The organism is Sneathiella marina (assembly GCF_023746535.1).
GTDB classification, from domain to species: domain Bacteria; phylum Pseudomonadota; class Alphaproteobacteria; order Sneathiellales; family Sneathiellaceae; genus Sneathiella; species Sneathiella marina.
This window is the reverse complement of the sequence record NZ_CP098747.1, coordinates 4,006,401-4,028,638: the sequence shown is the minus strand read 5'-3', so window position 1 is coordinate 4,028,638 and position 22,238 is coordinate 4,006,401. Positions and strand designations below refer to the sequence as shown.

General features: G+C 40.4%; 14 protein-coding genes. 11 read left to right on the top strand and 3 right to left on the bottom strand.

Going from position 1 to position 22,238, the window contains the following annotated elements; genetic code table 11:
* Window positions 1-36 precede the first annotated feature (36 nt).
* From NBZ79_RS19365 to NBZ79_RS19350, 4 genes are all read left to right on the top strand, one after another.
* On the top strand, window positions 37-1,686 hold the full coding sequence (locus tag NBZ79_RS19365; RefSeq protein WP_251934308.1) for a hypothetical protein: 1,650 nt from the start codon (window positions 37-39) through the stop codon (window positions 1,684-1,686).
* 9 nt (window positions 1,687-1,695) lie between these two features.
* Window positions 1,696-2,514, top strand: a complete 819-nt coding sequence (locus NBZ79_RS19360) for a CpsD/CapB family tyrosine-protein kinase (RefSeq protein WP_251934307.1) — start codon at window positions 1,696-1,698, stop codon at window positions 2,512-2,514.
* Window positions 2,515-2,604: 90 nt separating this feature from the next.
* Window positions 2,605-4,125 (top strand): VPLPA-CTERM-specific exosortase XrtD, encoded by a 1,521-nt coding sequence (gene xrtD / locus NBZ79_RS19355; protein ID WP_251934306.1) that lies wholly within the window; start codon window positions 2,605-2,607, stop codon window positions 4,123-4,125.
* A 447-nt stretch (window positions 4,126-4,572) separates the two neighbouring features.
* Window positions 4,573-5,328: an SDR family NAD(P)-dependent oxidoreductase gene (locus tag NBZ79_RS19350; RefSeq protein WP_251934305.1), complete on the top strand. Its 756-nt coding sequence runs from the start codon at window positions 4,573-4,575 to the stop codon at window positions 5,326-5,328.
* A 7-nt stretch (window positions 5,329-5,335) separates the two neighbouring features.
* Here NBZ79_RS19350 and NBZ79_RS19345 read toward each other — a convergent pair whose 3' ends face one another.
* A complete protein-coding gene (locus tag NBZ79_RS19345) occupies window positions 5,336-7,015 on the bottom strand; it encodes a GMC oxidoreductase (protein WP_251934304.1) in 1,680 nt (559 codons plus the stop codon).
* An 838-nt stretch (window positions 7,016-7,853) separates the two neighbouring features.
* On the opposite strand from NBZ79_RS19345, the gene NBZ79_RS19340 reads away from it, so the two are divergent.
* The 4 genes from NBZ79_RS19340 (at window position 7,854) to NBZ79_RS19325 (ending at window position 14,526) form a co-directional block, all read left to right on the top strand.
* Window positions 7,854-10,943, top strand: coding sequence for a right-handed parallel beta-helix repeat-containing protein (locus NBZ79_RS19340; RefSeq protein ID WP_251934303.1), 3,090 nt, complete (start codon window positions 7,854-7,856; stop codon window positions 10,941-10,943).
* Window positions 10,944-11,332: 389 nt separating this feature from the next.
* Window positions 11,333-12,703 (top strand): hypothetical protein, encoded by a 1,371-nt coding sequence (locus tag NBZ79_RS19335; RefSeq protein WP_251934302.1) that lies wholly within the window; start codon window positions 11,333-11,335, stop codon window positions 12,701-12,703.
* Window positions 12,704-12,723: 20 nt separating this feature from the next.
* Complete coding sequence (locus NBZ79_RS19330) at window positions 12,724-13,764, top strand: lipid II:glycine glycyltransferase FemX (protein WP_251934301.1); 1,041 nt, start codon at window positions 12,724-12,726, stop codon at window positions 13,762-13,764.
* A gap of 15 nt (window positions 13,765-13,779) precedes the next feature.
* Window positions 13,780-14,526 (top strand): polysaccharide deacetylase family protein, encoded by a 747-nt coding sequence (locus NBZ79_RS19325; RefSeq protein ID WP_251934300.1) that lies wholly within the window; start codon window positions 13,780-13,782, stop codon window positions 14,524-14,526.
* 13 nt (window positions 14,527-14,539) lie between these two features.
* Here the strand turns inward: NBZ79_RS19325 and NBZ79_RS19320 are convergent, their stop codons facing one another.
* Together NBZ79_RS19320 and NBZ79_RS19315 are read right to left on the bottom strand one after the other, a co-directional pair.
* Window positions 14,540-15,847, bottom strand: coding sequence for a right-handed parallel beta-helix repeat-containing protein (locus tag NBZ79_RS19320; RefSeq protein ID WP_251934299.1), 1,308 nt, complete (start codon window positions 15,845-15,847; stop codon window positions 14,540-14,542).
* 334 nt (window positions 15,848-16,181) lie between these two features.
* Window positions 16,182-18,203 (bottom strand): acyltransferase family protein, encoded by a 2,022-nt coding sequence (locus tag NBZ79_RS19315; RefSeq protein ID WP_251934298.1) that lies wholly within the window; start codon window positions 18,201-18,203, stop codon window positions 16,182-16,184.
* A gap of 540 nt (window positions 18,204-18,743) precedes the next feature.
* Here NBZ79_RS19315 and NBZ79_RS19310 point away from each other — a divergent pair.
* Genes NBZ79_RS19310 through NBZ79_RS19300 form a run of 3 tightly spaced genes read left to right on the top strand, consistent with a single transcriptional unit; the run spans window position 18,744 to window position 22,223 of the window.
* Window positions 18,744-19,709, top strand: coding sequence for a glycosyltransferase family 2 protein (locus tag NBZ79_RS19310; RefSeq protein WP_251934297.1), 966 nt, complete (start codon window positions 18,744-18,746; stop codon window positions 19,707-19,709).
* 1 nt (window position 19,710) lies between these two features.
* On the top strand, window positions 19,711-20,928 hold the full coding sequence (locus tag NBZ79_RS19305) for a GNAT family N-acetyltransferase (protein ID WP_251934296.1): 1,218 nt from the start codon (window positions 19,711-19,713) through the stop codon (window positions 20,926-20,928).
* Entirely contained in the window at window positions 20,898-22,223 is a 1,326-nt protein-coding gene (locus NBZ79_RS19300) for a GNAT family N-acetyltransferase (protein WP_251934295.1), read from the top strand. The genes NBZ79_RS19305 and NBZ79_RS19300 overlap by 31 nt, the downstream gene beginning before the upstream one ends.
* Window positions 22,224-22,238 lie beyond the last annotated feature (15 nt).

The window sequence follows — 22,238 nt, the reverse complement described above, 5'->3', positions numbered from 1 at the left end:
ATTAGTTTTATCAGATAAAGAATTCGAGCATAAGTGATGAGCCAAAATTATGTGTTCCAAGAGGAAGAAACATCGCCGATAGATTTCGGGCGAATTTTAGGTGCGGCGAAACGCCGATATGTTTTCTTTCTGATACCCTTTTTAACAATATTGGTGGTTTGTATCGGTGTCATATTATTTTTGAAACCGGTTTATGAATCGACCGGTACAATTCTTGTTGAGACTCAACAAATTCCCTCGGATCTTATTCAATCATCGATTACGTCAGACGCAAACCAAAGAATTACAATCATTAAGCAACGTGTCATGACACGCGGGAACCTTCTACAAATCATAGATAAATTTGATGTGTTTGGGGCGGATAGACAAAGACTGCCGGTTTCTGAATTGATTGAAAGAATGCAAGAGCAAATTAATATCAACGTCATCACATCAGAAGTCTCTGGAAATCGACGGGGAAGCACAACGATAGCATTTCAGCTTTCATTCGATCATGAAAACCCAAAGATTGCCGCTAATGTTGCCAATGAGCTCATTACTTTGTTCTTAAGTGAAAATGTTAAAACGCGAACAGCTCGGGCAACGGAAACAACAGCATTTTTAAATTCTGAAACCCAGAAATTACGTGATGCACTCACGAAAACTGAGAATGACATTGTCGCGTATAAGCAAAAATACCGCGATGCTCTTCCGGAGCATTTGGACCTTCGATTAAGAATGTTGGAGCGATCAGAGACTGACTTAAGAGAATACATTCGTGAAATTCGCGCACTGGAAGAAGAAAAACGTTATCTACAAATAGAACTGACTGCGGCGAAAACAGGCAGAACAGGTTCTGGTGGCGAAATTGTTCAATCTGAACTTCAAGAAAATATTGAAACCTTGAAGAAGGAATTACTGGATGCGTCTACTCGATTAACTGAATCTCACCCCAATATTAAGGCACTAAAAAAACGAATTGTAGCCTTGGAGCAACAACAGCTGGAAGAAGATAAGAACGCAGCAAGGTTGGCTGCTAGTGAGGGATCTGCCGCGGGATCCACATATAATCCTCTGCTAGAAAAGCTGGAGATTCGCATTGAATCAATAGATGGAAAAATTTCCGAAGGACGTCGTCAAATTGAAAAGGCCAAGCGGAAGGTCGCAGAAATTGAGGCAATTATTATTGAAATCCCGCAGGTTGAACGTGGACTGAGTGTTCTAAATCGAACCTATGGCGATATTCTCGAAAAGTTTAATGTTTTGGAATCAAAGCAAGCACAAGCTCAGCTTTCACAAAACCTCGAAGAGGACAAGAAGGCGGAACGGTTTATTTTGTTGGAACCTCCAATCGTTCCAACCGAACCTGTTCGACCTGACAGGCTCAAAATCATGGGCATTGGAAGTTTCCTTGCATTTGCTGCTGGTGCTGGCTTTGTTGTTCTAATTGAGCTTTTAGATCAAAGAATAAGAAGTGCTTCCGAGTTAGAGGCAATACTTAAACATCCTCCGATCGTCTCCATTCCGTATATAGTGACACCTACGGAAATGGGTAAACGTCGTACCAAGTTAGTTTTATATATTTTGGCGCCGTTCATGTTTGTTATTGTCGCTTTGGTTGCCGTTCACTTTCTCTACCAACCGTTGGATACTTTATTTTACAAAGCCTGGGTTGCGTTAGACAAACTTAGAATTTCACTACTTTAGGGGTTTGATGTGGAACGTATAAAAGAAGCGATTGCAAAAGCAAAAGAGCAAAATCCCGATATCGAGCGGATACCGTCTAAGAGTCCTACGACGTCGAAAACAGCCACGATTGTGCCTGAAAGCGGAGATATTAAGTATCAGCAAACGCGCGTTGTCGACCTTGATATGAAACATCTAGAGGAAAGCAGAATTATCACTCTTGATAGTGAAGATCCAAATTCCATTAGTTTCGATATTTTGAGAACCCAGGTACTTGCAAAAATGGAGGCAAATAATTGGCGTACGCTTGCAATTACGTCGCCAACACCGGAATGTGGTAAAACCGTTGTTTCTATTAATCTGGCTTTGAGTATTGCGAAGCAAACAGATTATACCGCATTATTGGCAGACTTTGACCTTCGGCGGCCTCGAGTAGGGGTATATTTGGGTTTGCCGGATAATAATACTTTGTCAGATTATCTGGACGAGAAAATTGAGTTTAATGATGCTTTAGTTAATCCCGGTATCCCACGGTTTGTGGTTTTGCAGAACCATGATGCTATTCGAAAATCAACTGAGATTCTGACGTCTCCAAAAGTTAAGTCATTGGTTATGGATTTGAGGGATAGGTATGAAAAACGGATCTGTATTTTTGATCTTCCTCCCCTATTGTCAACAGACGACTCTATTGCATTTATCCCACAGGTTGATTGTATACTCCTTGTCGTTGCTAGCGGAGAGACCAAGAAATCCGATGTGACCGAATGCCGCCGTCAGTTGCAGGCCCACAATTTACTAGGTGTGGTATTTAACAAATCGGATGAGAAATCTGCCGGCTACTATTACTAATGCGGCGGGAAAATAAGATAAGCTGAATGTATCGAGCGTTAGTGATGTAAGGTAAGTTATGAGGAACTCATGGAGTTGACAGCGCAAAGAATGAATTGGACGAAGCTTGCTCTACCAGCATTGATTGCTCTGGTTTTCATATTGTATCTTCCAGACGGTGAATTGCTTTGGGATGATTGGATGAATCTTGAAGAATTCAGCCATGGACCCTTAATGCTAGCTGTTTCACTATATCTGCTATGGGCGCGACGTACCCTTCTAGAGACTTATGATACGAGAGGAAATTGGATAGGTGTACTATTAAGCGCGGTTGCCATATTCATATATGCGCTGGCAGTTAAATCAGGCATCGAGAATCTAAGGCATCTTAGCCTGTTTTTGCTAATATTTGGCCTATTTCTGGTGTTTGGCGGTGTTACATATGGTCGATATATCTTGCCGTCTCTAATTTTGCTTCCCTTTGTTGTTCCGCCACCTGCTTTTCTAAATGCAAATTTGACACATGGCCTTCAACTTCTTTCGACAGACATGAGTGTTGTCATGCTGCGTGCAGCCGGGCTTTCCGTTTATCAAGATGGAAACATCATCGATATGGGAACGATCAAGCTAGCAGTAGTTGAGGCCTGCGCCGGGTTGAGGTATTTATATCCGATGATCGGACTGGGCGTAATGGCCGGTATGATATTTGATATACCTCTGTGGAAACGCGGTTTATTCGTCGTTATCGCCGCTGCGGTTTCAATCGTTATGAATAGTGTCCGCATTTTTCTTACCGGGGCTATTGCAGACTGGACAGATACAGCTGTTTCAGATGGTTTTTTTCATCTTTTCGAAGGGTGGGTATTTTTCCTTGTTTCGTTCACGGTCATGATGGTAATTTGCTATTTGACGCTAAATAAGAAGGAAAAATCGACAATTGGACATGGCGTTCTGAAAGTGTCGGTTCCAGCGGAGGCAGTTGTTGAAAAACCAACACCAATTGCCCCGATAATATGTGGCGGCGTATTATGTGCCGCAATGATAATTTCCGTGTTAATTGTGCGAAATATTGAACCGGAAGTTCCTGATCGGCGCCAGTTTACAAGCTTTCCTTTGAAGATAAATAACATGATTGCAGAGGAAGATATTCTTCCTGGAGTAGAGCAGACAATTCTGAATATGAGCGACTATTTCCTGGGTCATTATCGGTCAAAGGCAAAGCCTCCTATTACTCTCTTTATTGGATATTACGAACAACAATCTGCGAGCAATACTCCACATTCTCCACGCGTCTGCATACCTTCAGGTGGTTGGGAAATTGACAATATAACTGAGATTGAACTGAAAAATGGTGATCTGAGCGTACCTGTGAATAGGGTTCTGATTAGCAGAGGGGAAAGTAAACTTCTAGTTTACTACTGGTTCCAACAGCGCGGGAAATATATTGCGAACGAATATAAAGCAAAGCTCAATCTCTTGTTGGGGGGCATGACATCTGCGAGAACAGACGGTGCTCTAATTAGATTGTATATGCCGATAGAATCAACAATGTCGGAAGTATTAGCAGACCAAGAACTTACCAAATTTTCAGAAGAACTGTTTGGTGTACTGCCATCCTTTGTTCCAAACTAAAATCTATTCTCTAATTTCTTGAATGCGAGACCACAGAGGGGATGTCGTATATTAACTGGAAATCAGATTTAGTTAGCGGTTAGCCAGAAAGCTTGATCTTTAAGCGCGTCAATCCCTCCTGTGAGAAATCAGGTGCCCCATCGATAGACAATTGTTTCGGGATGCCAAGTTTGTGCAGTATATGTTTGGTGAGTAGGATGGTGCGTCCACAAAACAGATGATCTTGAGCTTCTCTGAAGTTAGGTAGCTCATTCTTTGTAACCCTTATCACTGGGGTATATTGATTTTAAGAGGTGGCTCTAAATCCTACTCGTAAACCATATCTTTCCCCGGTATAGAATTATCGACACTTTGGCGAATATGGCTTATAAAATACTTCTAATTTGAGAATAAGGCCTGATCATAAAAAGGGCAAATATGCCCTGATCGAATGAAAGTAGATCAAAAATGTCAAAAAAAGTCATTTTGGTAACTGGAGCAGGAAGCGGTATTGGGAGAGCTCTAAGTATTGGCTTTGCAAATGATAAATTTACTGTCATTGGGGTAGGTAGAGACGCAGAAAATCTAAAAGGCACAAAGGCTATCGCGTTGGATGGTCAATTTGACTATTATGCAGCGGATATAGCTGATTTTACAGCAATGTCACAGATAGTGAATGAAATTATCGACCGCCATGACTCGCTCGATATACTTATAAATAATGCGGCGGTTTATCCCAAACAACGGTTTTTAGATACCACACCAGAAGAATGGGCCTCGACAATAAATATTAACTTGAATGCAATGGCAAATTGTTGCCGATTAGTTCTCCCCGGGATGCTTGAAAAGGAATATGGCCGTATAATTAATGTTGGATCTCTTGCGGACCTAAATCCAATAGTAATGTCCGCCGCCTATAGCACTTCAAAAGGAGCCGTTCACGTGTTGACCAGGGCAATCGCCAGAGAAATTGACACACTCAACAAACCAAATGTTCTAATCAATGAGTTTCTTCCAGATAAGACGGAATCTGCAATGAGCGATGTAGGTGGGGCTCCTGATAAAGCATATTTACCAGTAAAAAAATTGATCGATAGGCCATCCGGCAGCCCTTCCGGAAGATCCTATTCTTCTGGAAGAGAAGTGCTTCCGAACCTTGGCCTTAAGATACTGCTAAAGCATGCGTTTAGCGAAAAAATTACAGCGCTTACTAAAGGCCGTTAAATTTTGTCTATTTGCGGACCAAATCGGGCCATTTTTCCACAATCAGGTCTGCAACTCTTATAGCGTTTGCGGCAATGGTAAGACTGGGATTTACACCGGCGCTCGTTGGGAAGAAAGACGCATCTACAACATAGATGTTTTCCATTCCATGTAATTTACAACTTGTATCAATTACAGAATTTTTTTCAGACACGCCCATCCTGCAAGTACCGCAAGAATGCCCAAAATTTAAATTATCCGCACCAGTTAGTAAAAGCGATTTACATGGAGTTATTAAATCCATGATTGCTTTTCTTGAGAGTTTTGTTCTCTCTTTTAATTCAGCGGAGGATCTATATTCTATGCTGACTCCAAATTTGCTGGATGTTTCCAGTTTTACTCGATTAAATTCATAAGGATAGTCTTCTATGATCGAAGCGAAAATAGCAGCGTTTCTTAAAAAGAAGCTCGCGAAATAAGCTGGTACTCTCATCAATTGCAAAGAAATATTTTTTAGAGGCCAGTTCCATCTCTGGAGTTTTTCTGTGAAATACTGAAAGATGTGCCCTTGCTCTATATTCACTCCCACAGATTGAAAACATCCAAGTTTCCTGTCCTGGTGAACATATAAATCATTGAGCGCAATGGTTTTTTTTGGGCCATCGAGGCTGGATGGTTTAGTGGGCCAAACGGCGAAAAAGTCACTGGCATGAAACATCAAATTACGACCCACTTGATCATTGTCATTTCCCAATCCGTTTGGCCAATGCTCGGATGATGAATTTAAAAGAAGGCCGGGGCTACCAATTGCACCGGCTGAGACGACAATTATTTTAGCACTTAGATCTCTTTCTTCTCCATCATGTAATGCCAATACGGATTGCGCGCTTGTTTTATCGGCGTTCAATTTTAGCACCTTACAATTAGTTAAAAGCTGCGCATCATATTTCTGTATAGCGGGAGTTAAGGCGTCGGTCAGGGCATCTGATTTGCAATTTCTTGCGCAGACTTTCCCTAAACACTCATTACAACCTTCAATATATCCAATCCCGACATGCATTTTGTATGGGTGAAGCCCCTTATCCACCCAAGTCTTTAGCAACGCTTCATCACGCTTACAGGCTAGCGGTGGAGGAGGAAGCTCCCCGATATCATCAGCGTCCAGGGGGTCTCGTGTTCCTTTGACGCGGTACATTATCTCCGCTCTTGTATAATATTGACAAAATTCGTCGAAATCTAAGGGCCATTTCTGGGGAATATTTGTCTTTTCTGAATCGAAGTTTTTGATAGAGCATTCAAAGTCAATACGCTTCATACGTTCTAGGGCTGCCCCATAAATAGCTGTCGAGCCACCGGGGCCACTTCCCAACGGCAAATATCGTTTGAACGTCGACCCATCTTTTGCAACGGTAATTTTCTCATTCAATCGGCCCGCATTTTTCAACTCAGTTGCCTTGAGATCATCGTCAAACTGTTTTCGAATTTTATTAAAAAACGAAGTTGATTGAACTGCTTCTGGCTTCAGTGCTTCACCCATCTCCAAAAAGAGAACTCTCATACCCGATTGGGCAAGTTGATGGCCTATTGTTCCGCCCCCCATACCGGTCCCGATAACTATGACATCCCATTGGATTGAGGCTAAATTCTCAAATGTGACTGTATCTTTTTCCAGATCGAACTCCGCTCCCCGCGATGATACATCCGCCAAAATCTATCTCCTGCTAAATAACATTTAAACTCACAACTATAGTATTCAATTCAATATTGAATATATCTTAAACAATAGGTAAGAAAATTATTTTCCAAATGTTCAGTAGGCAGTATCGGATAGAACGCAAGACTATCAAACTTCATGAAAGCTGAGAGTCTGCGGGTTTAGGGAAGCGAAGATCTTTTTCCTCACACTCCTGTGTCGATGGTGTGTACCGGCTGGTGAGCATTGTCTTCTACAACCTGACCTATGTATGCTCGAACCTAGAGTATAAATACCATAGTATTTCGCGTAAATTTACTGAGTTGTGCGGTAGAACAAAACACTCCTAATTTCGTATGGTCCATAAGTACTTTTCCCGTCAAACTACAATTTACCAATTTCAAAGCAGTTTTCTTAGTATCTTCGTAATCTTGTCTTAATTCGGCCAAGATTTCCTTTGATAAATAGACTGCAGAAGGACATCTGTCTTCTAGGATTTTTATCGAAGGTTTTTGATAAATAAACAGAGTATGAAATGAAAGTGAGTTCGAAATTTGTTAGTATAAGTTTATCTAAATTTGTGTATTTATAATAATTATGAAATTTATTTATTTTTATTACTAGAATATTTATAAATTTTTTTATCAAATACTATAAATATATAAATAATCACAAATATTATTGATTAAATAATTATATAAAATTTTATTTAACTTAAGATATATTTTTTATTTTATTTAATAATTGAAAACAGTAACTATTTGTTAGTACTTTTCACTTACTTTTTAAAACCCTAATTTATATAGGTGCGAAGCTTAATATTCTGGGCTGCGCTTTAGGAGAATATAACAAAATGAGTTCTATAGATTCAAATGTAATAGAGGTAAGCAACGCAGCCGAGCTTTTGGCGGCGATGAATAATGCTAGTGGGGGTGATGTAATTACTTTGCTCTCCGGTGACTATGGTAGTGTTAGTCTAAGTAATTATAATTTTGATACGCCGGTTACGATAACCTCTGCGGATTCTGAGAATCTGGCACATTTGGAAAATCTATATATTTACGATTCTTCCAATATCACGATAGAACAATTGGCGGTCTATTCGGAAGACGGAGCTTCTGGTTCCTGGGGAGAGCATCTTACTTCAATACAGAGAAGCTCCGATATCGTCATAAAAAATAATCAGTTTGGCAATGAGGGTCAATCACTGGCGGACAATTTTTATGGTCTGTCTGTGTCAAACTCAACTGGTGTTGACGTGACCGGTAACGAGTTTAGTAATCTCGGCTATGGTGCTCATTTTTCTTATTCACAGGATTTGAACGTATCGGATAATAATATTCACGATATACGCTCTGATGGTCTGCATTTTTCCGGTGTCCAGGGGGTTGAGGTTGCAGGGAATACGATCTCGGACATGTATCCTATGGCTGGTGATCATTCTGACCATATTCAGTTCCAAGGCTACGCTGACGGACCAACAAATTCTGATATTATTATTCGTGATAATATGATTTTGCAGGGAGATGGAGAGGATGCTCAGGGAATTTTCTTGAACTCCCAGCCTGGGTCTCAATACGAAAATGTTCTCATTGAAAACAATGTGGTTTATCAGTCAGGATATCATGGCATTAGCGTTTATCGTGCCGATGGACTTGAAATTAAAGGCAATACGGTTGTATCTCCTCCAGATACTGAGAACTTTGTATGGATAGGTGGTTTTGAAGTAAAAAATACCGTTATTGAGAATAATATCTCGAATGATATTAGGGCTAATGGCGACGACTCTTCCATTACACTCACAAATAATGTGCTTGCAGAAACAAGTGCCTCCGGTGACCAGCTTGCGTATAGCAGTGTATTTACGAATACTCTGGATCGTTATTCAGTAGATCCAGATGATTTCAAAGTAAATTCCAGCTTGACAGTAGGTGCAGATATTAATGCACTGAAAGATACTGACACAACAGACGACACAACAGACGACACAACAGACGACACAACAGACGACACAACAGACGACACAACAGACGACACAACAGACGACACAACAGACGACACAACAGACGACACAACAGACGACACAACAGATAATTCTGGTGACGGAGACGATCAGTCCGATAACCAGGATCAAGTCGAAGTAACCGTATCTGGTGATACTTCTGGCTCTGTTGTAGAAGACGGCTCTCTAACTACATCTGGGGATCTTGATATAGACGGCGGCAGTGGAAACGAAGAATTCTTAGCGGAAAACCTGACAGGGGAACATGGTAATTTTTCTGTCGATACAGAAGGTAATTGGAGCTATACCGCCGTAGATTCTTCGCAAATCCAAGCATTGGACACAGGTGAAAATTTAACAGAAACATTCGTCGTTAAAACTGCAAGCGGAGTAGAGACGGAAGTTGAAGTATTTATCAATGGTCAAGATGAGCCGCAATCAAATGATGATACGGACGACACTAACGACAATCAATCCGGTGGTAACGTAATTGAGGTAAGCAGTGCAGCTGAACTTATGGCTGCGATGAAAAATGCGAGTGGGGGCGAAGTGATAACTTTGCTCTCCGGTGATTACGGTAGTGTTAGTTTAAGGAACTTTAATTTTGACACGCCGGTAACAATTATATCTGCAGATTCAGGGAGCCCGGCGCATCTTGAAAATCTCTATGTTAATAATTCTTCCAATATTACAATAGAGCAACTTGCGATCTACTCAGATGACGATCCTATTGGTTCCTGGGGTGAACATCTTACTTCAATACAGAGAAGTTCGGATATCGTCCTGAAAAATAATCAGTTTGGTAATGAGGGTCAATCACTGGCGGACAATTTTTATGGTCTGTCTGTGTCAAACTCAACTGGTATTGACGTGACTGGTAACGAATTTAGTAATCTTGGCATCGGCACTAATGTGCGTAACTCGCAAGATTTAAACATTTCTGACAATAATGTGCATGATATTGGCTCCAAGGGCTTTTCATTTTCTACCGTCCAAGGAGTAGAAATTTCAGGGAATACAATCACTGACATGTATTCAACGAGCGGCTCTTTAAATGCTATTCAGTTCTATGGTCAAAATGGGAAACAGGCAAATTCTGATATTATTATTCGTGATAATATGATTTTGCAGGGAGATGGAGACGATGCCCAGGGAATTTTCCTAAACTCTCAATCTGGATCTCAATACGAAAATGTTCTCATTGAAAACAATGTAGTTTATCAGTCAGGATATCATGGCATTAGCGTCTACCATGCTGATGGCTTGGAAATTAGGGACAATACGGTTGTTTCTCCTCCGGGTACAGAGAACCCTGTATGGATAGGTGCCTTTGACGTAGAAAATGCCGAAATCGAGAATAATGTCTCGAATGATATTAGGGCTAATGGCGACGACTCTTCCATTACACTCACAAATAATGTGCTTGCAGAAACAAGTGCCTCCGGTGACCAGCTTGCGTATAGCAGTGTATTTACGAATACTCTGGATCGTTATTCAGTAGATCCAGATGATTTCGAAATAGCTTCTAGCTTGTCAGCAGGTGCAGATGTTAATGCACTGAAAGAAAATGATACTGACACATCAGATGCTTCAGCGAATACCGAAGCAGGGTTTGGCATATTTACAGCAGAAGAAGGCTCGGACATTATTGAGTTTACTGATGAAAATGACAATAGTCAGGTTTCTAGCAAACAAGTTGCGAATTCCGACATTGATGCCGACTCTGATGAAAAGTTCTCATTTGATGTAATGGCTTCGGAGCCAGCTGGTACCGTTGGTGATGAAGAATTTATTGAGGAAGCCTCTGGTGCGCAGGCTAATGCTGAGGAAAGCACCAATGATTTCCGTATCGATTTTGATGGCGATCATGCAGTAGACATTCAACCCGAGTTGATTGGGGTTTCTTTATATGAATTGGAAAATTCAGATTTCCTGACTTAACTGTCACTGGGGTATAGAAGCGGGTAAATGTCACCATTTGGTGTTCATTTACCCGCTTTTTTTTGATTACAGCCTTGTAAATTTTCTATATGCGGGCGTTCATTGAGTACGCCTTTAATATATATTTAACTCAAATTTCCTAAAACGTTTAGATAAAATTGACGTAAGAATAGATGTAAACTCTATCATTGCGGAATAACGTTGTGATCTATTTGGTAGTGTTTTGATGTAATTCAGGTGAACAAAAATATCTCAGTTCACCGCCGGTTATGAGAAAGAAATGTAAATCAAGGTTTGATCCAGCTACATTCTAGTAGATCGAGATTTTAAGAAGTATACTTTCGAGAGTACTCTTTTGATCAATATTTAGGGCGGAAAGATGATGCACGATGCTTATAAGCTGGGCGAATGAAACAACAGCACATCCTGTTGGTATCGCTTTGGTTGCTCTGTGCGCGATAGCCACGATAATGCTGCGCAGAAATTATGCGATTATTCCGCTTTTGATTATGATCATGGCGATTCCAAGTGCCCAACGCATTGTTATTGCAACAATAGATTTCAGTTTTATTAGAATAGTGATTATTGCGGCAATTATACGCGTCATGTTTAGACGAGAGTACCTGGGTTTCACTATGAAAGCGCCGGACGTCTATATTCTTGTATCTATGATATGGGGAATATTCGCATATGGAATTTTATATGGCAATGTCGGGGCTTTCGTCTTTAGAATTGGGTATATGCTTGATGCGGCCGGAGCTTATTTTTTAGGGCGAATTTTTATTCGAACCGTAGCGGATCTAAGACGGAATATATTGTTTATAGGTTTTGCTTCTATTCCAATGTTTATAGTTTTCTCAGTGGAAAGAGTAACTGGCCGTAACTTATTTGCAGAATTCGGTGGTGTTCCGAAGTATACCGCCATTAGAGATGGCAGGCTTCGGTGCCAAGGCCCCTTCTCTCATCCGATTATGGCGGGCGTATTCTGGGCGGTGATACTGCCTTGGTTCGGAGCGTTCTGGATGAATAAACAAATACCTCGGATACTTCTGATCATATTTGGTATTTGTTGCTTGGGCATTTTATTGAATACCGCCTCCAGTACGCCTGTTATGTCAGTTTTCTTCGGCTGCTTAGCCATGGCGATGTATGTATTTCGCTCCGTTATGTCGTATGTCCGATGGGGCATACTTTTGATCCTACTTGCGTTGCATATGGTGATGAAAGCACCGGTTTGGCACCTGATTTCCAGAATTGATATTTCAGGCGGATCAACGGGTTGGCATCGATATAATTTAATCGAAAAATTTATAGACAACTTTAATGAATGGTGGCTTGTTGGTGTTCGATCTACCGCTCATTGGGACTATGGGCTTCAGGATGTAACTAATCAATTTATATTGGAAGCTGTTCGCGGAGGGTTGTTGAGCTTTGTCCTCTTTATCCTGTTTATTTATTCCATATTCAAAATAATTGGACGCGGTATTAAGGCGTCGGAAACCAATGGGGATAGATGGGTTTTGTGGGGAGCCGGAAGTGTCCTATTTGTTCATTGTATGAGTTTTTTGGCCGTTTCTTATTTTGGCCAAATGCTGAATGCTTTCTATTTGTTCCTTGGAGGAAGCGTAAGCCTTGCAGTTACAATTATCGCCAATGCACGAAAAAATGCAATGGAACGAGCCCGTAATTTAAATGAAACAACTGGCGATCAGCAGCCAACGCACCAGTTAGCACCACCTATAAGAAATAGGTCCTCTTAGCAGAAAGAATGGTCCTTGGAATGAACGGTCTCAAATTAAATTTTCTAAATGAAAATGAATGGAAAAGGCATATCGCGGAATTTAGCGATCATAATTACAGGCAGTTCTGGAGTTATGGTGTTGAAAGCGCAGCTCGAATTGGAGCGAAATCAGAGTTTGTTGGCATCTTTAATCAGGAAAAACTGATAGGGCTCACGAATGTACGGCTTAAGAAATTACCCATTTTTCCACTAGGGATTGCTTACGTAAACGGAGGCCCTATTCATGTTCGAGATAGCAATGATGCTCAAGCCGAGCAGGATTTTAAACTGTGCCTACAGGCCCTGATTGCTGAATATACTCGGTCTCGAAATTTCGTTTTGAGAATTAAATGCTCTGTATACACAGAAGAAGGAAACGCTAATCGATCTATTATTTTTGAGGATCTTGGATTCCGGAAAATTAATCAATCGGACCAATACAGGACTTTTGTCGTTGATATTGAAAAAGATACTGATGAAATTCGATCTTCACTGAATGGAAAATGGAGAAATCAGCTTAATCGTGCGCAAAAAAATGACTTGACCATCTCTACTGGAACATCCGGACCTTGGTTTCAAAAATTCGAGGATCTGTTTATCCAATTAAAACAAAAAAAGGGCTTTGACGTTTCATTGGGAGTTGATTTCTATGAAAGAGTTCAAGAAGGTTTGTCGGGTGACGATCAATTTTTCATTCAAATTGCGTCTAAAGACGATAACGTGTTAGCAGCCCATGTTGGCAGTTATGTTGGTGATACTGCTGTTTATCTTCTCGGGGCTTCTACGGCAGAAGGTAACCAACTTAAAGCGTCATATTTATTGCAATGGAACGCAATAGTTGAGGCAAAATCCCGAGGCTGCAAGTGGTATGACCTTGGCGGTATCGATCCAGACGGCAATAAAGGTGTATTTCATTTCAAAAAAGGCTTTAACGGCGACGACGTAACTGCGGCCGGGCCCTATGAGATTGGAAACCAAGTCATTATCGGTTTGGTAAAACTGGCAGAAAAGACATACAATTCGCTGAAAAAATCCAAATGAGCGGGCATCAACTAAATGACTTTTGCTGAAAAAATTATTGGAAAGTTCGATCGAAAAATTGCTCGATATGCGCCTATAAACTCTAGAGTTTTGACGTTTGAAAAGCCGGTTGTAAGCTTTACATTTGATGATTGTCCGCGTTCTGCAATAACTGTTGGTGGTAAAATGCTGAGAGACAGGGGGTTGTCAGGAACATTTTATTTATGCGGGGGATTGACGAATGGTTTTGAAAATGAGCTGCCTTGTCAAACAGAAGATGATCTTGAGTATCTTAAAGAAAGCAATCATGAATTAGCCTCACATCTCTACAACCACAAGCGATGTGAAACATTAAGTAAACATGACCTGACTTTGGAAATTGAACAAAGTATAGATTATTTGAACTCAATAACAGGTAACAGAAAGCCTCTTAGTTTCTCTTATCCATTCGGATCAATAAACTTACGCGCAAAAAAGATGATTTCTGATCAGTTTTTGTCGGGGCGGGGTATCAGCCCAGGTTTAAATTTGGGGAAAGTAGACCTATCCTGTTTAAAAGCAAACGCGCTTTATGAAGAGGAGATTACAGAGAAAAGTATTGCTGACCTTATTGATGCAGCCCTGCAAAGAAAAGGATGGCTTATCTTTTATACGCATGATGTTCAAAATTCACCCACTGCATATGGAGTGAAGCCGAAAACACTTGAATTCGCGATGGATTACGCACTTAGAAGAAATTGTCAGATCAGCTCTGTCTCCGAAGTAATGAGTAGCGTTCGATAGTTAAAGGCCAAATTTAAGGGGTCTGAAAGGCGCCAATATCTCCGGTGCCATTTTTTTGTCTTTTTCGCCCTTTGAGATCTGTTTCGGGTAAGTAATCTGGATTTGCTCCTTGTTTCGCGATGCTGTCTGGCGAAAGCTCGAAATCCAAACTCTCCGCATCTCTAAATACACTCTGCGCATTTCTTAGAACCATATTACCCGTATATAAAACACCGTACATTTTTTTCCCAAATGAGCCTGCGATATTGTTTGCGATAAGGGAATCTGTCGATTCTGTTCCATTTTTGTGAGAAAAGATTTGAATCCATGCCGGCCCCGGCCGTCTGGTATTCGGATCATAAACAGTGTTATTTACAATTTTGACATTTTTCGCGCCCATGACACTTATGCCGTGCCAGTGATCTACCACAATGAGATTGTTTTCAATGACCCAGTTTTCATATATTCCATCAAATAAGCCAATTCCCTGCATATCACATTCAGATTCTTTATCTGGAGGTACTGAATTGATAAATGAGTTTCTTCTCAGGATCACATCTGAAATTGTACCCGTACCAACTTTTCCATCCGAACCCTTTGTCCATGATTGAAATCCATCATCATGATTATCATCAACTTCCACACAATTTTTGACTAAATTGTCTTCGAAAATAAGGTGATTTGCTAAACCTAGCATTCCGTCTCCAGAAAAATAATCTACCGTATTCCCGGAAACGAGAGTTTGTTCGCCAAGTATCCATATTCCGTGATTAATATTACGAATTAGATTATTCCTAATTACTATATTCGTACCTTGTGAGAATATTCCGTTTGACGCTTTTGAAGTCCAGTCTTCGTCTGTCCATAATTTGGTATCGGTTGTTGATTTGATGGAGAGATCGCTCAATAAAATTCGATCGCTTTTTTTATCAATTGTAACAAGATGCCGTTTTCTTTTGCCCTGTTCCGATGACCCATTAATTATTAAACCTTTGATGCCCCAGTTACTACTTGCATAAATTTGAATACCACTAAATTGAACATTATGGCCATCCTGAGCTTTTATTGTTATGGACTCTTCATTACGGAGATTTTCAATGATCAAATTTCCGTAGTTTCCTTTCCGAAGAATAACCGTATCTCCACCTCTGACGGTATTCCCCCCGAGCGCGTCTTCAACTGAGTTCCACGGATTTTCTACACTACCGTCCTGTTTGGCTGAATCTTGTGTATTAATATCAACGTAAAAAGTTCGTGAAGATGCGAGGGCATGTGATGGCAACAAAGCAGCGAATAGAAAACTGATATTAAGGTATAAGGCCAAAACAATAAAATATTTCAAGGAACTTATCCCTCCAATTCAAAGCCAGTGTTTTTGAGACAGACGATTGCTTAACTAAGAGTGTCTTTGGTCCGCCAAAGTGTTAATATTATGCGGCAGTATGGTCGATTTGCAAGCGCCATGCTTCAAATGTTTAGCGTTTGGCACGTTTTGTTTTATTAAAAAATTTGCGGCCGTTTGATCAAAATTTTGGCGGGTTCAGGAAAAATTCGGGATTTTATCGCATGGGTATAATGTTCGACCTTTTGCAAACTCAATATTATATCTTGCGAATGCTGACGGGCATCAGTGAGGAGTCGGATTTCTCCTCAACTCAAGCTAACTTCGAAATCATTTACTTGGTGAAGGGCTGGGTCCAGTTTGAATTAGAAATAATCTCTTCAACAAGAATATCTGCTCCTGTTTTTGAAAGATGATCATCATCATAGTAAATGGGAACACCATCTATCTGAACAGCACATCTTCCATCAATATAAGTGTTGCATAGTAAATTTGCCGGATAGATACGAACTATATTTGAATTTTCAATTCTCTCAAAAACTTCGGCGACAAATTTGTTTCGCTTTGTGTAATCACCATAGGGAATCGATATTTCATCGAGGACAGTATTGTTGCTGCCATAGTGGAAGCGATTGAGCTTCTCTACATTAATCCCGGTTTCCGGGATAGAATAGACTAGAAAGAGCGATTTCGACACTTCAGCAATCTTCTCAACATATTTCTTTAGGAATGCCCCCTTCGTGTCAGCGTCGCGGAAAAATTCACCATTTACCAAGACATCACTTTCGAAATATTTGACATCACTTTCAACATGTCCTTCGCTACCCTTGTATGGCATCTCTACAATCAAGCCTTCGATAGGATACAGCCGATAACTCCAACGATTTAACAAAATTACATCAGATTCTTTGGAATCAACATGTTTCAGAAATTCGTCAAACCGTTCGTTGCAATTACTAACAGATGTATTTTTGTCTACTCTCATGTAAGGAATAGGTTCGCATCCATCGAGTTCTATGGAGATCCCTTTTATATTATTTTTCTTGAAGAGCTCATCAAGTGACCAGGAAAGTGCTTGAATATGTGAATCACCAATAAGTACAATTGTCTTATCCGCTTGAGTATCACCAAATTCACATTCTTTTGTCCATTTCAATCCTTGTACAAACTCAGGGATACAAACATCTCCTACTTTAAGTATTTTCTCGCTCATCGATGCATACTCAATGTTAGGTGCATATACAAAACCCTTGTTAAGGTACCCATCCTTGAAAATTCCATAAGCGCCAATTGCACAGAATGAAACTATTCCTATAAGTGAAAATAGAAATATATTCTGACGGTTAACTTTTGATTTTTGTCTAAAAGGATGTTCAACCCATAACCAGCTGAAATACGCTAATACCAAGGATGAAACAGTAAGCCCCAACATCAACACATCGCTGGGAGGTTCGATTTGCCGAATTCGAGCAAATGCAAATAAAGGCTGATGCCATAGATAAGCGCTGTAACTAATTAGACCAATGCCAACAAAGATTTTTGTGCTGAGCAGCTTTGCTGCAATCGTCTCCTTGTCTGCAAACAATACTAAAAGAACTACGCCAAAGACAGGTACTATAGAGTAAACACTTGGAAACGGAGTGCTTTCATCAAATACAAATATGGAAAAAACGACTGCAGAAAGCCCTAAAAGTGAGAGAATATTATTTTTTCTGACGCCTCGACTTTGTACGATGAAGGCTGCTATGGAACCGGCGAACAGTTCCCAGACACGAGTTGGAGCGAGATAAAAATTTGCCGTTGCATAGTTTCGCCAGCCCCATTCACTTAATACAAGACTGATTGCCGCAAATGCGACAATCATCCAAAACACACTTTTCTTACCAAATTTCCAGGCTAAAAAAAGAAATATTGGAAAAAGAACGTAATATTGCTCCTCAACAGCCAAACTCCAAGTATGGAGTAGGGGCTTTTCTTCGGCGGCAGTATCAAAATACCCACTTTCACGCCAAAATTGAATATTGGAAACAAAAAGACTGACAGCTATGAGACTTTTCGAAAAATCCTTCATTTGATTTGGAAGCATCCACATCCAAGCAAATGGTAAGCAGCACAGCATCACAAAAAATAGAGCGGGGAGTATTCGCCGCGCTCTTCTTTCATAAAAGTTAACAATGCTGAAGCGATTGTTCTCAATATCATCAATAAGAATTGTTGTTATCAGATAGCCACTGATAACGAAAAACACGTCTACACCTACAAATCCGCCGCTAAAGAGTTTAAATCCTGCATGAAAGAGAATAACGGGGATGACGGCAAGTGCTCGCAAACCGTCAATTTCGGCACGATATTTCAATAAAACAATCCTTAAGTTAGAAAACTAGATGGCAATTAATCCTTGCTTTGATTTAGACTTGCGCCCGTTAATCAGATCACTTCCATCTTCGCTGCAGGTCAAAATTGATTTTACAGAGCTTACAACATGGTTCCTCATCGCCTTATTTCTACACTTTTGGCTTCGCAAATGTGCCCTCGCCAAACAAAGAACCAATGACATTCCAATTTGGCAAAAAAACTTTAATAAAAGTTAAATTAAAATCAAAAAATTGATAAGTAAATGGCTAAAAGCGATATCGAAAATATAGGAGTCAGATAGCAATTGGTCGTGAAGTTCAACATCGAAGCCGGTCAAGATCATACTTCGGATCTCTATTAGAGCGTATCACTTTCGTCTCTCGTCGCCGGATGTAAATTTCTTAGTAATTTCAGCTACACAGACAAATTAAACAAATTCTATTTTAGTTAAAATAACGAATAATTTACAATGTTGAAATATGGTCCCGAAATACTCCTCGGGGTATAGAGAAATACCGGAAACTGGATTCCGGTGGAATTTATGATCGCGAAAGCCCGGAAAATGAAACCATTAGTGTCAGTAATAATAGTAAATTGGAACGTACGCGATATGGTCCTAGATTGCATAGGATCGATTATCGAACAAACACGATCAACTTATGAAATTATTGTTGTCGACAATGATAGCTCTGATGGTTCGGTAGATGCCATAAAGGACAAGTTTAGTTCCGTAAAAATCATTGCAAATGATAGCAACAGAGGATTCGCTGCTGCAAATAATCAGGCTCTGGCAGTATCGCAAGGTGAATATGTACTTCTGTTAAATCCCGATACTCTGGTTGTAGACAACGCAATTGATAAAATGCTTCAGTGGATACAGCAAGATTCTTCTATTGGCTGCGGTGGATGTCAAGTTTTTGAATCTGAAAACGTAATTCAAAATACATGCTTTAGCGACATGACTGTCTGGAGCACGTTTTTGGTGCTAACCGGGTTGGCTCGAGTTTCGAAATCGAGCCGGTTCTGGGGTAAGCCACATTATTATTGGTGGGATCGCCGTACGGAAATGGAAGTGGATGTCGTTTCGGGAATGTTCATGCTTGTCCCCAGAAAGGTGCTTGAAGAGGTCGGTGGTATGGATGATGATTTCTTTGTTTATGCTGAAGAGGCGGATTGGTGCCGTCGTATCCGAGCCCATGGGTATAGGTGCGTTTTCACACCATTAACACATGTTGTTCATAGGGATGGTGGGAATAAGAGCACAGATCAAATACTTGCTAAAATGTATGTACAGCTTCAGAAAAGTAAATTGATTTATGCGCGAAAATACTACGGACTACTTGGCTATTTAGAATTTAGGTTTTTATATTTTGCCTCGATGCTTATGCGTAGTGTTTTGTTTGTAATTCTATCCCTTTTTACTCAGCAAGGAGGATTTCGCACAAAAGCATTTCTTGCGATACAAGGGTTAAAATTTCATACGTTTGGTAAGGAGCCGTCGAAGTAAGATGGATTTTGACCAAGATACGACTGCAAGCAGTCAGCTCTCGCTTACAATATTGCAGTCTGTTGAAGATCTCATCCTACATCAGGAAGAATGGGACCATTTTGTCGAAGCTGTTGGCAGCGATGTTTATTTTTTGGTCGACTGGCTTCGAACTTGGCTGAAATTTTATGGAAAAACCTGTGAAATAAGATTTTATATAGCCAAACAGAATGAGCAGATAGTTGCTGTGCTTCCTTTTTGTATTGAGCGCATTCGTATTGGGTTTGCTTCAATTCGGATAGCAAGATTTGTGAGCTCATATGGGACAATAGTTGTATTTTCTCCCCCAATTCAAGCTGGAAAAGAAGAGCCTGTAATAAAATTGGCAGTTTCTGACCTACTCGCAACGGGAAATTGTGACGCTGTCTGTCTTTCACCACTTTCTGGACTAAGCTCTTTATCTACAATAGAGAACTGGAGTGAGGTTTTTGATGGAAGAATTGATCTGTTAGAAAGAAAAGATGTGGGGGTTCATACTGTATTTGATTTGCCGGACACGTTCGATGAATATTTAACATCATTGGGCAAAAGCCAGAAAAAGAAATATCTTTACACAAACCGCTCATTGTCAAAAAAGTTTGACGTTGAAAATCGACTTATTGAAGATCAAGAAGCTGTAGATTATTTCGATGTTTTTGTGGATTTTCATACTAAGCTTTGGAAGCAGGTCGGTAAATTGGGTCATTTTGGCGAATGGCCGGATGGTCTTGAGTTTAATCGAGAGCTTGTTCGTACGATGGCGCCCAAGGGACATATCAAATTTTTTGAATTGTCCGCTGGCGAGCGTCTTTTGAGTGCCGGTTATAGTTTTGAACTGGGCTCATCGTCATTCAGAAGGCTAACAGCGCGTGATCCAAGCCAGGAGTTAAAGAAATTTGCATTGGGTCGCATCGGATACGTCAAAAATCTAGAGTTTTTAATAAATGAAGGCAAAAATTTCGCGGAAACCGGGCCGGGCCATTACGATTACAAATTGGCGCTTAGCGGCCAAGAATTTCAGATGAAAAGATTGATATTTACGAATACTTCTTTGGCTGTTGTCGCCAGAACAAAGCTGTATTTGTTAATGTCTGAATATCTAAATTTTTTCTATTATCGTCTTTGGTTTAAAAAATTATCTCCTAAGCTCCGATTACGAAGCAGGCCGTTATGGGCCTTTTGGGTAAAGGCGAAATTGTGATGGCTCGAACCCCACAAAAAATAGAATTCTCGCGATCCACAGATTGCGATTTCAATCATTTGGTCGGGAGCCGTCAAAGCAAGATGGATTTTAGTCAGGATACTGCTGCAGGCGGTCAGCTCTCGCTTACCATATTGCAGTCTGTGGAGGAACTCATCCAATATCAAGAGGAGTGGGACCACTTTGTCGAGGCTGCTGGCAGTGATATTTATTTTGTGGTTGATTGGCTTCAAACCTGGTTGAAATTTTACGGAAAAAACAGTGAGATTAAGTGTTACGTAGTCACCCAACAGGAAAAGATAGTAGCTGTATTGCCGTTTTGTATTGAACGCCTTCGAATTGGCTTTATTTCAATACGAGTTGTAAGAGTTGTGGGTTCGTACGGGACGATGTCAGTTCTTTCACCTCCTATTGAGCCTGGTTTTGAAGTTCCGGTGATGAAGGCAGTACTCTCTTCATTATTCGCCAACAATAAGATCGACGCAGTCTGTCTTTCGCCTCTTTCAGGAATTAACCCATTATCATTGATAGAAAACTGGGATGAGGTTTCTGACAATAAGTTTGGTTTCCAGGAAAAAAAGGACGTCGGAATCCACACTGTTTTCGATTTACCTGATACATTTGACGAGTATTTGCACTCTTTTGGAAAGAGCACGAGAAGGAGTTACAATAAAAGTAACCGCTTGCTTTCGGACGATTTCAAAATTGAGAATCGGATAGTTGAAGGGGAAAGTGCGGTAAAATTTTTTGACAATTTTGCAAGCTTGCATACGAAACTTTGGAAGCATGTGGGTAAATTGGGTCATTTTGGAGAATGGCCGGACGGCCTCGAATTTAATAGAGAACTCGTTCGCAAATTGGCGCCTAAGGGGCAGGCTAAATTTCATGATTTTTCTGCAGAAGAAAAACCGTTATGCATGACATATTTGTTTGAACTGGGCGAGATATCCTATATGAGATTGTCAGCTCGAGATCCGGATCCAGAAATGATGAGATTTTCTTTGGGGCGCGTAGGACATGGTAAATGTCTGGAATTTCTAATAGATGACGGTTTGAAGCTTGCTGAAGCAGGTCCGGGGCATTACGATTACAAAACGGCGCTTGGCGGCAAAGAATATCAGATGAAAAGGCTGATATTTACAAGATTTTCATCGAGGGTGAGGATGAGGATTTATTTGCTGATGTCTGAATATCTGGATTTTTTCTATTATCGTCTTTGGTTTAAAAAACTATCTCCTAAGCTCCGATTACGAAGCAGGCCGCTATGGGCCTTTTGGGTCAAGGCTAAGTTGTGATTAATCAAGTTCCCG